At 43.6% G+C, this 14,316-nt stretch carries 10 protein-coding genes; 4 read left to right on the top strand and 6 right to left on the bottom strand.

What is annotated here, in order from left to right:
- Positions 1 to 2: 2 nt before the first annotated feature.
- From AC1EK4_RS02710 to AC1EK4_RS02695, 4 genes are read left to right on the top strand one after another with little or no spacing between them, the layout of a single operon-like run.
- A complete protein-coding gene (locus AC1EK4_RS02710; protein WP_036895850.1) occupies positions 3 to 614 on the top strand; it encodes a polysaccharide deacetylase family protein in 612 nt (203 codons plus the stop codon).
- Positions 592 to 1,569: a tRNA epoxyqueuosine(34) reductase QueG gene (gene queG / locus AC1EK4_RS02705; protein ID WP_062432652.1), complete on the top strand. Its 978-nt coding sequence runs from the start codon at positions 592 to 594 to the stop codon at positions 1,567 to 1,569. Before AC1EK4_RS02710 ends, queG begins: the two co-directional genes overlap by 23 nt.
- Positions 1,562 to 2,311, top strand: a complete 750-nt coding sequence (locus tag AC1EK4_RS02700) for a hypothetical protein (RefSeq protein WP_036895856.1) — start codon at positions 1,562 to 1,564, stop codon at positions 2,309 to 2,311. Before queG ends, AC1EK4_RS02700 begins: the two co-directional genes overlap by 8 nt.
- Positions 2,295 to 2,765: a DUF4112 domain-containing protein gene (locus AC1EK4_RS02695; protein WP_480356918.1), complete on the top strand. Its 471-nt coding sequence runs from the start codon at positions 2,295 to 2,297 to the stop codon at positions 2,763 to 2,765. Before AC1EK4_RS02700 ends, AC1EK4_RS02695 begins: the two co-directional genes overlap by 17 nt.
- An 8-nt stretch (positions 2,766 to 2,773) precedes the next feature.
- On the opposite strand, the gene glmM is transcribed toward AC1EK4_RS02695, so the two are convergent.
- From glmM to AC1EK4_RS02665, 6 genes are all read right to left on the bottom strand, one after another.
- Positions 2,774 to 4,156: a phosphoglucosamine mutase gene (gene glmM / locus AC1EK4_RS02690; protein ID WP_036895861.1), complete on the bottom strand. Its 1,383-nt coding sequence runs from the start codon at positions 4,154 to 4,156 to the stop codon at positions 2,774 to 2,776.
- A 29-nt stretch (positions 4,157 to 4,185) separates the two neighbouring features.
- Complete coding sequence (gene bamK, locus AC1EK4_RS02685) at positions 4,186 to 4,821, bottom strand: BamK family beta-barrel-assembly machinery protein (protein ID WP_036895862.1); 636 nt, start codon at positions 4,819 to 4,821, stop codon at positions 4,186 to 4,188.
- 75 nt (positions 4,822 to 4,896) lie between these two features.
- Positions 4,897 to 5,934: a DHH family phosphoesterase gene (locus AC1EK4_RS02680; protein WP_480356916.1), complete on the bottom strand. Its 1,038-nt coding sequence runs from the start codon at positions 5,932 to 5,934 to the stop codon at positions 4,897 to 4,899.
- 317 nt (positions 5,935 to 6,251) lie between these two features.
- The gene (locus tag AC1EK4_RS02675; RefSeq protein WP_062432642.1) at positions 6,252 to 7,163 is read right to left on the bottom strand and encodes a glycosyltransferase family protein; all 912 of its coding nucleotides are present in this window, start codon (positions 7,161 to 7,163) and stop codon (positions 6,252 to 6,254) included.
- A 99-nt stretch (positions 7,164 to 7,262) separates the two neighbouring features.
- Positions 7,263 to 9,629 carry a translocation and assembly module lipoprotein TamL gene (gene tamL, locus AC1EK4_RS02670; RefSeq protein ID WP_480356915.1) on the bottom strand — a complete coding sequence of 789 codons (2,367 nt, stop codon included), beginning with the start codon at positions 9,627 to 9,629 and terminating at the stop codon, positions 7,263 to 7,265.
- Positions 9,626 to 14,251 (bottom strand): translocation/assembly module TamB domain-containing protein, encoded by a 4,626-nt coding sequence (locus tag AC1EK4_RS02665; protein ID WP_480356914.1) that lies wholly within the window; start codon positions 14,249 to 14,251, stop codon positions 9,626 to 9,628. The genes tamL and AC1EK4_RS02665 overlap by 4 nt, the downstream gene beginning before the upstream one ends.
- Between the last annotated feature and the right edge of the window lie 65 nt (positions 14,252 to 14,316).

Genomic DNA, 14,316 nt, shown 5'->3' with positions numbered 1-14,316 from the left:
GCATGCTAATTGAACAACCTGCTAAATGGCTGCGCTGGTTATATCCCGGTGCTATTTGGAGAATGGATCCTAACGATCATTCAGTGTATCTGACGTTCGACGATGGACCCATTCCCGAATCAACACCTTTCATTCTTGAGACCCTGAAGAAGTACAATGCGAAAGCCACTTTCTTCATGGTTGGCGAGAATGTGTTGCGCCATCACGATCTCTACAACCAAATATTAGAGGACGGACATCAGGTTGGAAACCACACATTCAATCACATCGGAGCTTTCAAACATTGGACATTCACTTACGCTATCAACACGCATAAGGCCAATGAATTGATACATGCCCATCTATTCAGGCCTCCCCACGGTTGGTTAAGACCCAGTGAATACTGGTGGTTGAAGCGTGGTTACAAGATTATCATGTGGGACTTAGTCACTCGCGACTACTCTAAATGGCTGTCAGGCGAGGATGTTTTGAACAACGTAAAGCGTTATGCGCGTAACGGTTCCATCATTACTTTCCACGATTCTCTTAAAAGTATCGATAAATTAAAGTATGCTTTGCCGAGAGCTTTGGAATGGTTGCAAGAGCAAGGATATGAGTTTAAAATCTTCGAATAAGCAAGAATTAAGCGAAATAATAAAAGCCGAGGCTAAAAACCTCGGCTTCTTTGCTTGTGGCATTGCGCAAGCCGACAGAGTAGACGAGGCTACAGCATGTCACGTCAGACGCTGGTTGGATGCAGAATATTATGCCGGTATGGCTTATATGAATAACTATACCGACAGGCGACTCGACCCTCGACTGCTCATGGATGGACTCAAGAGCATCGTATGTGTGGCATTAAACTATGCTCCGGCACATGATTTTGAGGACGGAGAACTTCGTTTTGCCGCTTACGCATTGGGGCAAGACTACCACGATATCGTGAAAAATAAACTCAGAGAGTTGGCAGATAAGATAGGAGTAGAAAACTATCGTGTGTTTTGCGACAGCGCTCCTGTGCTCGAACGATACTGGGCTGCGCAAGCAGGATTGGGCTGGATAGGCAAGAATCATCAATTGATTATTCCCCATGCAGGCAGCATGTTCTTCCTTGGAGAGTTGTTTTTAGACATTGAGTTGGAATACGATGAACCAGCAAAGAACCGATGTGGAAACTGCCATCGGTGTATAGACAACTGTCCGACAGGCGCTCTACAAGAAGGAAAGGAACTCAATGCACTTGCTTGTCTGAGTTATCAGACCATTGAAAATCGCAATGATATACCACAGAAATATGCATGTAAGATGGGAGAAACCATCTATGGATGCGACCGTTGTCAACAAGTATGCCCATGGAATCGCTTCGCTCATCCCAACGATACACCCGAATTGCAGCCCAAAGAAGAACTTTTGCGTATGAAACGGGGCGATTGGATAAATCTAAGCGAGGAAGATTACCGCAAACTTTTCAAAGGGAGTGCTGTCAAGAGAGCCAAATATGCCGGACTCATGAGAAATATCAAGGCCGCTACTTGCGATTATGAAGGAAATGAATTAACTTTGGATACCAAACAACAAGACGATGAATAGCAAACACGTAAACAGTTATCAGGCCACAACCGCATTGATAAGGGCATTCTTCGAAGCCTTTACCATGGGCATCATGGATAGTCTCTACCCTACCGACGACACCGACAAGAAATACAACCCGCGTAACATCAAGCAAGCAATGCTGGAACATTACGACCAGATTGCAGACGCTTTCTTCATGATAATGTTCACCATGTTCATCCGATTGAACTACCGTGACGTAGCAGATGCACAACAACGACTCACCAAAGAGTTTGAAACGAAAAAGCCAACAATGCAAGATTACCTGCGTTTTGCATGTAAAACACAGAAGTTGTACGATGCTATGGTCACTGAATACAAGCAAAATTTCGACTACTTACTGCGTGGAAAGTTCTATGATGTAGCCGAATACCTGAAGCAATATACGCATGGCAACCAACTGTCTGTAGCCAACGAGCCACTTGCTATCAACTTGATGGTGCGCACAATCCTTAAATCCTACACTACAGGCATCAAACTTTCAAAAACCAAGAAAGCCTCACTCCATCAGCCAACTATCCTCCGTTTGCTGATTATCAACATCCATTTACTCATCAATGACAGCCAACTTAAACCCGGAGAAGCCGATTTAAACGAGCTATTCCTCACTGCTTGTGGTAGCGAAACCAACATGAACGTGATGTTGAACACCCTTGATGAAACCTATCAAGAGCTTATCAAAGAAGAAGGAATCGTCTCTACCAATGACCAATCAAATTAGAAAAGAGAACCTCAAAAAGACGGCATTGTATGCCCGTATGAAACAAATAACGCAGTATCTAGACCAATATTATCTAGACGCGGTGATTGGTTTCGTACCCGGCGGAATCGGAGATACGGTCGCAGCCCTATTTTCTCTCGTCCATATCTACTTCAGTTTGTTCAAGCTACGGTCCATTCCACTCACGCTTGCAATACTCAACAACACGCTGCGCGATGTGCTATTGGGCTTGATTCCTTTCTATGTTGGCAACGTAATAGACTTCTTTCATCGCGCCAACAGCAAGAATATGCAACTTCTAGATGGCTTTATCAACGATGATAAAACCGTTATAAACGAAGTGAACAGAAAGGCTGCCCTTTCTGTTCTAACCCTCGTTGTATTAATCTTGATGATTATTGGTATGATATGGAGCCTCATTTGGCTCGCCAAACAGATTTACCTCATTTGGTAATTCCATTTTTATTGCATATCATAAACCACCTGCATCAGTTTCTTACCAATGGCATCGGCCTCTTCCATTGTTGCAGCTTCACTGTAAACACGGATAATTGGCTCGGTATTACTCTTACGTAAGTGAACCCACTTATCGGGGAAATCAATCTTGACACCATCAATATCGGTCACTTGTTCGTCTTTAAACATCTCCTTCACCTTCTCCAAGATAGCATCAACATCGGTAGATGGAGTCAAATCAATGCGATTCTTAGCGATGAAATAGTTAGGATAGCTAGCACGAAGTTCGCTCACCTTGCAGCCCTTATGAGCCAATAAAGACAAGAAGAGGGCAATACCTACAAGTGCATCACGACCATAATGGCTTTCAGGATAGATAACTCCACCGTTGCCTTCGCCACCAATAACAGCGTTCACAGCCTTCATCTTGGTTGTAACATTTACCTCTCCAACAGCAGCGGCAGCATACTGACAACCATATTTCTCCGTAACATCACGCAAAGCACGCGTAGAACTCAAATTACTTACGGTGTTACCGGGTGTATGCTCGAGCACATAATCAGCCACAGAAACAAGTGTATATTCCTCGCCATACATCTTTCCATCCTCACAAATGAACACCAAACGGTCTACATCGGGGTCAACCACAACACCCAAATCGTATCCGCCCTTGGCTACTTCGGTCATGATATCCCCCAAATTCTTCTCCAATGGTTCCGGATTATGAGCAAAATCGCCATTTGGTTCACCATTCAATAAAGTGTATTCCACGCCTAATGCTTCAAACAAATGAGGCAGGATAACACCACCAACACTGTTAACTGTGTCGACAGCTACCTTGAAATGAGCATTCTTAATGGCTTCTACATCAACCAATTTCAATGCCAGCACCGACTCTATGTGTCGCTTATCAAATGTAGAATCGGCTGTATACTTACCTAAGTGGTCTACATCAGCATACTCAAAGTCTTCTTTCTCAGCCAAAGCTAACACTTCATTACCATCGTCTTTGGTCAAGAATTCACCTTCATGATTCAACAATTTCAATGCATTCCAATGACGTGGGTTATGACTGGCAGTCAAAATAAGGCCACCAGCAGCACCACTCATACGGACAGCGAGTTCGGTTGTTGGAGTCGTTGCCAATCCAATGTCAAGCACATCGTAGCCAATACCCATCAAAGTACCGCATACTACGTTCTTAACCATCTCACCAGAGATACGTGCATCGCGCCCAACCACAATCGTATTGCTGCTAGACTGCTTGCTACGACGAATGAAAGTTGCATAAGCTGAAGTGAACTTGACGATGTCAAGTGGATTCAGTGTGTCGCCCGTAGAACCACCAATCGTTCCACGGATACCTGAAATAGATTTTATTAATGTCATGGATTAAGGTTTTAACTATGTTGTTTTTATTAGATATCTCGTTGGAATGTCAACTCAAAGAGACTGGGATAGACCGCACGAGAAGCCGCCAATGTACCTCGATCACTAGGAACAATAATCTTTACTTTGGCTATTTCTTCATTCTCTTTAGTTTGGCGTCCCAACTTAATATAGGGGAACACCGACATCCAACCAGTCGGAACTGAAGTGCTTTTATAAGCAGTAAACATCACACTATTGCGACTATCAAACACACCGGTGTATGTTCCACTGGTATTCCAAACCGTCATTTTATCCGAAATCATCGAATAATAAGCTACATTATTACTCAAGATGACAGAGTCGGTCATCAAGTTTGTCTCTGTAAAACGACACAACACATTAGCAGTCTCACCTTTCTTAATAGGCTTACCTGCTCCCCTCCTGACTATCTGCAAATAGATTCCGGAGCTTTCAAGTAGCACAAATTCGTTCTTACTGACATCGGTAGTTGTATCTTTAAAGAACTCCGATTCATTAATAACATTGACTTTTTCCTTCGCAAGATACTGAGATATAGCTGTACGTTCTTTCTTCTTCTTATCTGCATACGTCTCATGATCGCGACAAGAAGCAAAGATAATGACACCTATCAAGGCGAGAAAGAGGAATGTAAATTTCTTCATTGTGTTGTATGTTATCGCGCAAAGGTACAAAAAAGATTACTATTTATGATTGACCTTACATGTTTTATAAAACTTTTAACCTTTTAAAAAACTCTCATAATGGGCTATGGCGCGACGTGCTATCTGCTCTGCTTCGGCCATAGAGCAATGTAGTTTTCCACCTGCAGCATTCATATGGCCGCCACCATTGAAGAATTCAGCAGCCAAAAGGTTACAAGGGAAGTCGTCGACCGAGCGTGTACTCACCAAAACAGTGTTCTCGTGACGGTCGTCTTCACGCAGAGAAATAGAGAGTTTCAGCCCCTTGATACGTAAAGGTTCGTTCACCAAGCCTTCCAAATCGCCCTTGATGAAATGGTAGTCTTCCATATCTTGCTTAGTAACGGCAAAATAAGAAGCATGCAAATCTTCAAAGACATTTAACTTTTGACTCATCAAATAGCCTCGGAAACGAATGGCCCAAGAACTATAGTTGTTGAATACTTGCCGATAAATCTTATCCTTATCAAATCCTTTGGTCAAAAGTTGACCAATGATAAAGTAAATTTCCGGACGCGAAGAATTATACGTAAACCCACCCGTGTCGGTCATCATGCCACAATAGATAGGCACAGCTATCTTCTTGGTCATCATATCGAAGGCTCCCAATTGCCATATAATGCGGAATATCATCTCCGAAGTACTGCTCATTTCCGGATGAGATACCGTCAAAACTGTGTCCATATCAGGATTCAAATGATGGTCTATCATAATCTTCTTGGCAGGTGATGCCGTGAGCACTTGTTCCATATCTTCCACCCTACCCAGCACATTGAAGTCGAGACAGAAGACCAAGTCGGCCTGTCCGAACAACTTTTCCACACTCTTTGGATGGCGATCATGGCGCACAATACGCTCCACACCGGGCAGCCATTTCAGAAAATCGGGGAAGGCATCGGGTATAACCAACGTAGCTTCTTTGCCTGCTTGACGCAGATACTCGGTCCATGCCAGCGACGAACCGATGGCATCTCCGTCCGGTCCTTTATGACAACACACCACTATATGATTCGATTCTCCAATAGCCTGCTGTAATTGTGCAAGTTCAATATCGTTTAGAATGTTCATTTGCATAGTGCTGCAAAGGTAATAAAAAAAAGAGAATGCCATAGCCGGAGAGCCACACATTCTCTTAAAACAGAATACTCCTATCACTCCAAACTATTCACTTCTCACTCCTAACTCAATAAATTCTCACTCCTAACTCATCACTCTTAACTCCCTGCAACGCCCCTGCAGCATCACTGCCAAGGCTTTTCAACAAAAATGCCAAGGCTCGGCAGCATCGCTGTTAAGCCTTGGCATCAAATCAAAAGAAGCATCCTCATGCTCGAATAGTAATCTTATCAAGTAGCAACCTTGATACTATCACGAGCCAAGGAGTATCTCATTTAGAACAATTTATTAGGGTATACGCCTTCAGAAACAAGGCTCTGAATGCGATCTACAGTAGCTTGACGGTCAGCAGCATAGGTTACACCGAACCATTTACTTGTAGTATCAAGTACCTTAACGGTAGCAGTACCTTCGTTCACGAGCTTATTGACCATCAATGGAATGAAGAACTCAGCCTTCAAGTTTTCCATGTTCTTGGGGTCGCTAAGGAACTCTTTGAAGTAAGCATCGCTATGTTCGAAGTAGTCGGGAGTGAATCCCCACATGTTCATAGACACAGGTGTGTTGTCTTCAATGGCTACCCATTCACCATTTTCATCTTTATAAGACACCTTACCATCCACACGCATAATCTCAGTACGCTCTACTACAGTAGTCAGATTGCCTTCCTCGCTCTTGGCACAGACTCCACGAGCCACCGTACCATTATCGCTCAACGTGTTACCTACACGGAAACCTACCATAGAATACTGATTCTTAGCACCCTCAGGCAGGTCGGCCAAGAACTTACCGATAACCATAAAAGAGTCACGATTGTAGAAATCGTCGCAATTGATAACACAGAAAGGTTCGTTAATGATTCCCTTAGCCATCATCACAGCATGGTTTGTACCCCATGGTTTTTCTCTTCCTTCGGGTACACTGAACCCTTCGGGCAGACTATCTAGTGCTTGATAGCACAGTTCGGCAGGTATATGACCTTCGTATTTAGACAATATTTTCTCGCGGAAATCCTGTTCAAAGTCCTTACGAATCACGAAAACAATTTTTCCAAAACCGGCTTTCATGGCATCATAGATAGAATAATCCATGATAGTCTCACCATTAGGACCTAATCCGTCTAACTGTTTCAGTCCACCATAACGACTGCCCATTCCGGCAGCAAGAAGCAACAAAGTTGGTTTCATACTATTGATTTTTATGTATTTTGGTATATATAGATTTTCTTTTATGCAAAAGTAAACAATTATAATGAGAACCCGAACATTTCCACAAAGGTTATTTTGCTAGAACGGATAGCCCACAGCAAGATGTATACTCTGTGCATCCTTGAAGCTGGAGACATTGTAGAACCCGCTTTTTCCGGTATCATAAGGCACGTGGAGACCTATTCCCCAGTCCACACGAATGACAAACATGCCCATATCATAACGCAAGCCAACACCTGTTCCCACCGCCATATCGCGGTAAAAGCGATTCAACTTGAACTGGGATTGGGGACGTGCCTCATCTTTTTTCAGTGTCCAGACATTGCCGGCATCCAAGAATACAGCACCATGAAGGCTTCCGAAGAGTTTCGTACGGTATTCCGTGTTGAACAAAAGTTTCAAATCGCCCGTCTGTTCTATGTAAGAATACTTGGAAGACGTAGGTTTGTAACGTCCCGGTCCGATGCTCCTGACCGTAAACGCACGCACACTATTGGCACCACCTATGTAGAATTGCTCGTAATAAGGGGCTTTCGTAGCATTTCCGTAGCTCCATATTGCACCGGCAGAAGCATGTCCCACGATATAAGAAGACTCTGACAAATGCCACAACTTCACAAAGTCGCCCTCCAGCTTAAAGAATTGTGCGAAAGGATTCTTAAACATCTTCTTATTCTTATCGTCCCATTTCTTACCCGCAACCATATATCCCAACGAGATTAGATTGCCGGCCTCGCTCACTGTAGCCGACCAAGTGATAGGATTACGATAAGTAGATGGGCTGGTATACTGATAAGTATAGCTCATCTTTGGTACGAATTGGTCGCGCATAGAAACCTGCAAATAGGCATTTGTATTTAACAGGCTGTCAAACGCATGTGTCGTACTCGTCATGTATTCATAAGAAAGTATCAAGGGACTAAAGCTGTGATGAGACTGTGCACTGGTCCAAAAATCATACGTAAGTTCGCCGGATACCACATGTCTTTTGTAGTATCCGGCTCTGTTAAGCACATCTGATGAAGCTTTAAGAGTTGTTGTCGGCATGAAATAATAATGTCGACGATTGCGGTCAAGCAGCTTGGTATAATCTCGACGGAATCCAAACAGATTCCTAGGTGTCAACAATCGAGGAAGTACCAAAGCCACGTCTGCACCATAATAATAAGAGTTTATCTGCGCAGCAGCACCTTCAGAGCGATGGGCTGTCTGCCATTCGTAAGAACCATGAACGTTAATATCGAGCTTTTCACCGCCACGGAAAGTGTTCAACTTGGTAAAACCTAGTACGAGTTCAGGCCCCATCCGCCCCGTAGTCTTACCTTTTGCATTGGCTCCAACATAGAAGTCATACCTCTTTTCCATCACACAATTGACAGACAAATCGAGGGTATCCGTCTCCGTATCTTCGCTTCTTTTAGTGAAAACCAAATCGCTATTGGCAAACAATCCTGTGCCTTGTAGATACTTGGTTGTCTCTTCTTCATCGGCCAAACAGTACAACTTACGTGGACGAAGACGCAGACCACGTAGCAAAACACCTGTTCGTATGGGCGATTTACGACCGTTATAGTTAATGGTTATAGCTCTTCGGGTAGTCGAATTGTATAATGTATCAAGGAAAGAACGTCTCAGATTATATGTCACCTTGCCTATATACCATTTCGTAAGTACATCGGTATCCAAACTATCTGCCATCTGTAGCTTGAGTGCAACCTTGCCTTTAGCATTCAAAGTATCTGCCAAATAAGAGCTATAACCTGCTTGTTGGTAATAGAAACCATTGTTACGGAGCAATCGGGCAATGCGCTGACGCTCGCCATCCAGTGTAGATACACTGAACGGATACCCCCTCTTGATGAGCGCATCGGCTCTACTAGCACGTATAAGACTATCTGTTGTCATCGGAAAGTTTGTGTATTGCAGTGTATCTACTGTCCACAAATGTCCCATATCGACCGTATAAGAGAGCTTGGCTTTCTTTGGATTATGTCCGGTTTTGATGTTATAAGTCACCTTTCCATTGAAATAACCGAACTTCTTGAGCTGAGATTCGGCCACCGAAGAGCGCAAATCAGGATTCACTTGGCTCATTAGTTTAGGCTGAGTGCCAAATGTTTTCGTCATCCATTTGCCTAAAGTAGACTCCGATTGAGAAAAGGCATTCCATATCCAAAGGCGTATTGGGAAAGGCGTACGGTAATAACTGCTGCCAAAAAGCGATCCATTGGGAATGGCAGCAAGTGCCGATTCCATTTCCAACTGAGTGGTTTCAGCATGCAAATTCTTTTCGTAATTGGTGTATTGTATCTTCTCTAACCCCGTATAAAGTTGTTCACCATCGGGGATAGCGCTTGTTGAAGAACATGAAGTCAACTGTGTTGCTAACAGAACAATGGCTCCTAACAACACTTGCACGACTATCTTATTGGCATTCCTTTTCATTTTTTCTTCTTCATTTTTACTGAATCGGCAGGCAATGCAGGCAGTTCATTCCCCTTAGGAGTATTGAATCGGAATATATCTTTGAAGTGATCAAGTTTCCGACGCCACTTAAAACCGACCCCATATTCCCCGATTAATCCTTCCAACCAGTCGTAGGTGCTGTTGTTATAGAACAAACGGAGGTACTTACTCGACTTTTGGTCAAGTCGATATTGCATTTCCACGTTGTCAAAGAAAGTATTGCTACGAGTTTGTTCCAACTCCGAACCAGTGGAAACTTTACCTCCTACGATGATTTTCAAACGATTATTCCACAGTCGTTTAGCAAAACGGAAGTTATAATCAGTATGCATTGCACCACTCGAAGTAGTGGCATTGTCGACACTCATGCCTATATCAAGACCCATAGAACGCATGGCTGTGCCGGTAATCTTGCTGATTTCACCCTGTAAGAATGAACTCAATGCACTGTTCATAGAGAACGCATTGGTGTTTCCATCGACCAAATACATACCCGAAGCAAGCATGGTAATGGCCACTTTACCCCTACCTTCGGTCGACATCGTGTTCAATTCATTAGCTATTGTCATATCATTGGGGGCATCAATAATAAACTCTACGCCCGGTTTATTGAGTGTTTTACTCAACTTCACACCACATGTAAAGTCCACAACTCGCCCATTGCTGCCCGATTCATTGACCGTTGCTTTCACGGTTTCGGTCGCCGTAATATGAAGATTCGGGTTCATTGGATCGCCCGTAAAGCTTAGATAACTCCCATCTTGAATGTTAAACGTCTTCAAAGGAATAACCGGTAACGAGTATTTCATCTCACCGCTGTTAAGCGTATAACGCCCTTTCAGCCCGACAAAGTCTACTGCATTATACGTCATTTGTAGGTCGCCACCCCCCATTAGGTCTATATAATTGGTCTTATCTGCGTTTAATGCACACACGACATGGGCTCCCTCATCGATACTAATGCCCAATGCCATATTGAAACCTTCGGGCTTTGGCCGTTCAACAACTTCTTGTATAGAGTCTTGAAGGTCTGTAAACTTCACGAGTTCATCTAGTTGTGTGTCGGTAGAAAGCTCTGAATCACGGAGTATATAAGTCATATCCGTAGAGCCAAGAACATTCAATTTGCCTCTCAACTGTAGGTTCTCAACACGTCCATTCATTCTTCCGAAGAAGTCTACATAGGCTTTACCAAAAGTCTCGGAACGCAAGTTTTCCTTAGCATCTATCAATAAGAAGTTGTCCGCACGCATTCTTACATCCATCAACATGTTGTCTAAATCGGCGAAATCCAGATACCCTGACATTATTAACGGACTATCGTTATGCGAATACATCATGAAGTTTTCGAAAAGTAATCGACTGTTTGTGATGGTCACAGGGTCATTATCGAATCGCATTTCCACTCCATACGGCTGGCTAACCAAGTAAGCAGAATCCACATACAGTTCTCCATTGACATTCGGTTTGCTCAAACTTCCCTTGACATCTAGGCTTCCTTCGGCATATCCTTTGAACCCAAACAACTGCTGAGGGATAAATCCATTCACCATCAACAAGGGCAATTTATCGAATCCAAGCGTTGCATCTAGATAGCCATCTCCCTTAGATAGATATGTACCTTTGACCGTTGCCACCTCCGAACCATTGTGCATGAGAATGCCATCTACATAATGACTACCATCAGCCTTAGGCATATAGACGAACTCAGCACCCACATTGCCCATCGGACTCTTTTCATATACCATATTATCTATGGTCATATTAGATGATACCGACAACTCATCTTTGGTCTGTATCAGGTGATAATCGCCATTCAAGATACCCGCTAAATCAGGCGTATAAGGCACTACCGAGAGTACTTTCTTTAAATCAAACTGATTCAAACTGAACGTTATGTCCTGCAATGCTTCCTCGTTTTCGTCATCAGAATAAACCTGTACGCCCATTCCATCAGCCGAACGTAACTTCAAATCAGCCCTTACGCGTCGGTTATCACCCAAGAATACGAAGTTACTATCGTTCACCGAGAAAGTCTTATAGCCCAATACTGGCTGGTCATCCAAATGCAATTGAATGCCATTCGACTCCATAGAAGCTGTCAAACCGACCCCTACTCCAAGATTATCTTTGGCATCATAGAGCCTTACTTTGAGGTTAGCACCCCGTTCATGTAGCCCTCCATCGAAGAGCGCATTAAATACATACTGTGGATTTCTAGCATTGTTGCGCACCTGAGCATAATATGTAAAGGCATTATTCGTAGAATAAATATTAAACCGAACAGTATCTAATAGCATACTATCAGCTACCAATGAGTCGATTTGCAAGCGACCATTAAGCCCTGTTACATGCGAAGACACCACATTAATATCAGCACTTGCGAACTGATAACCATAACGATTGAGCATATGTACAAAGAAGTTATCCTTGCCACTCACCAAATACAAGTTGGCATCGGGCAATCTTTGCCACAACTTCACTTGGTCTATCCGCTTGTTCTTGAGTTGCAATTGCACTTCTTTCATGAAACTGTTAGCCTGCGCCATCAATCGCTCATAACCTCCACGACCATTCATCTTCAAGTGGAAATCACCGCAATTGAGCACAGCATGAGTTGTATCACGGCGCGTCAACATATCTATATCCAAGCCACCGGGTCGATATATCTGCTTCCCATCGTCTATGACAACATCTTGCATGGTACCTTTGACCATATAAAAGTGCTTCATATCGATCTGCAAAGCTACATTGGCACGCATTGAAGCAGTCAAAGGCGTCTCGGCAATGCGTAGATGATAGAAGTCGGCTTTATCTAGATTGCACATCACTTTAGCATCCACATGCTTGCTATTCAATTTTGCATCCAGATGTATATTACCTTTCAACAAGTCGTTTTTACTCACAATATCGGCACGAGCAAGCCCACGATTCACCGTAGCATCAGCCGTCGTGTTGTCTAGATTATACTTCCCGTATCTGAATTTCTGTATACGTGCCTTGGCCACAAGATGTGTTCGGGGCGAAAGCATGTCTGTCCCGACACCCGAAACATCTACAAATCCGGTAAAAGGATGTAAATCCATGTTGGGAACAAAGTTCTGAAGTGGTAGCTGCGAAGCCGTGAGACGAGCCGTATAAGACATTCTTGACGCGTCGAAACGAGCAGTTCCGCTCAATCTACCGCCTCCTTGACCGGCCACAAAAGTTGATGCATAGCTCTGTCCATTCACTTCTACATGCCCATTAAACGTGATTCCACTCGGTACTCGAACCGTTTTCATCAGTTCCCTGTCCAATAATGCGGTCAGGAAGTCCATCCGATAGCTCGCAGCTTTCAAGTCCAAGCTAGCTTTCATATGCTTGGCATCAGTGGGATTCTGTATATATCCGGTAGCTCGGACATCGAAGGCAGAAGGTAATTTTACGTTCAGACCCGCCAAAACAATACGTTTCATATTACCTCGCACCACTCCATCGACAGATAAAGGATAGCTGGGCCACGCCCTACGGAATGCTGGCGGCATGTCGTTCATGAATATCATAAGGTCTTGTTTGCCGAATCTTCCATGCACGGTAGCATTGAATTTCCCGGGGGAGGGATCGGCAAAAGTATTCAAGTCCATATCCAAATCACCATGAAGCGATGATTCCGACGTCTTAAATGTAACCTTTGAGAGATACAACTTCGTCGAATCCATCAGCACACGCCCAGCTATTTGCTGCACTTGCAAGCCACTTTTCTCGTCGAACTGGCACTCACGTAAGTTCATAACAAGCTTCGGATTGCAATAATCCAAGGAATCTAGGCCCAGCGATATATTACTGATTGATAGATGATTATAATCTAATCCTTTAGCGAATATTTCAAAATTGTTATCATATTTCAGCCGTCCTGCTGTCCAATCAAGTTTCCTTACCTGATACAACTCTTTGTATAAATCAAAATACCCCCCTTCAGCCACAGCCTTACCCATATAAGCTTGCACTTGCAAGGTGTCGCCCGGCATGTGTACAGTCACGTCTGTACGCTCCACATTAAGCCTATTCACTGATATCTTCCAGTAGCTTTTCTGCTGTGAAGTGTCCGGTGGAACAGTATCACTCAACTCAATATTCACTCGTGCATCTTTCAGATTGGCATCGTCAATCTTCACAGAATCGGCCTTCAAATCTATACTATGAGCTTTCAGATTGAGTTCTCCGATCGTACCTTTCACCCTTGCCTCGTGAATAAAGTTAGTCGTATTCACTTTTAATTGGATGAATGCGAGTTCGTCTATCTGCACTTGTTGCTTGAGTAAAGGCCAAAGTTGAATATCGGCTACAACCTTACGGATGTCTGCCACCGTATCTTTTTGCTGTGGAAGAGAATCATTCTGCTGAATCACCTTGATGCCTTCGACTCCCAAATCAAGCGGAAACTCCAGATTCACATGCTCTACAGAGATTTCCATACCGGTTTTTTCAGAAGCATAGGCAGCCACTCTAGCTACCGCCCAATTCTGAAAGGGAGGGAAATAGAGCAACAATGCGAGCACGACAAACAAGAGTATCGGCGTCAGAATAACGACAGCGACCCACTTCAGCTTCTTTTTCATAGAAATCTAATACTGTTTTCGGGCAGCAGACAGCCCATTCTTAGCTACATGCAAAGTTAGCTATT

The sequence above is a fragment of the Prevotella sp. C0026C3 genome, from assembly GCF_056590795.1.
Note: the sequence above shows the minus strand (reverse complement) of the source record. Positions and strands in the feature narration are given on the sequence as shown.

What these genes read in the sequence shown, in the direction of transcription:
- AC1EK4_RS02710 (WP_036895850.1), top strand. Translation starts at nt 3, where the DNA reads ATGCTAATTGAACAACCTGCTAAATGGCTGCGCTGGTTATATCCCGGT.
- glmM (WP_036895861.1), bottom strand. Translation starts at nt 4,156, where the DNA reads ATGACATTAATAAAATCTATTTCAGGTATCCGTGGAACGATTGGTGGT.
- AC1EK4_RS02700 (WP_036895856.1), top strand. Translation starts at nt 1,562, where the DNA reads ATGAATAGCAAACACGTAAACAGTTATCAGGCCACAACCGCATTGATA.
- AC1EK4_RS02675 (WP_062432642.1), bottom strand. Translation starts at nt 7,163, where the DNA reads ATGAAACCAACTTTGTTGCTTCTTGCTGCCGGAATGGGCAGTCGTTAT.
- queG (WP_062432652.1), top strand. Translation starts at nt 592, where the DNA reads ATGAGTTTAAAATCTTCGAATAAGCAAGAATTAAGCGAAATAATAAAA.
- bamK (WP_036895862.1), bottom strand. Translation starts at nt 4,821, where the DNA reads ATGAAGAAATTTACATTCCTCTTTCTCGCCTTGATAGGTGTCATTATC.
- AC1EK4_RS02695 (WP_480356918.1), top strand. Translation starts at nt 2,295, where the DNA reads ATGACCAATCAAATTAGAAAAGAGAACCTCAAAAAGACGGCATTGTAT.
- AC1EK4_RS02680 (WP_480356916.1), bottom strand. Translation starts at nt 5,934, where the DNA reads ATGCAAATGAACATTCTAAACGATATTGAACTTGCACAATTACAGCAG.
- tamL (WP_480356915.1), bottom strand. Translation starts at nt 9,629, where the DNA reads ATGAAAAGGAATGCCAATAAGATAGTCGTGCAAGTGTTGTTAGGAGCC.
- AC1EK4_RS02665 (WP_480356914.1), bottom strand. Translation starts at nt 14,251, where the DNA reads ATGAAAAAGAAGCTGAAGTGGGTCGCTGTCGTTATTCTGACGCCGATA.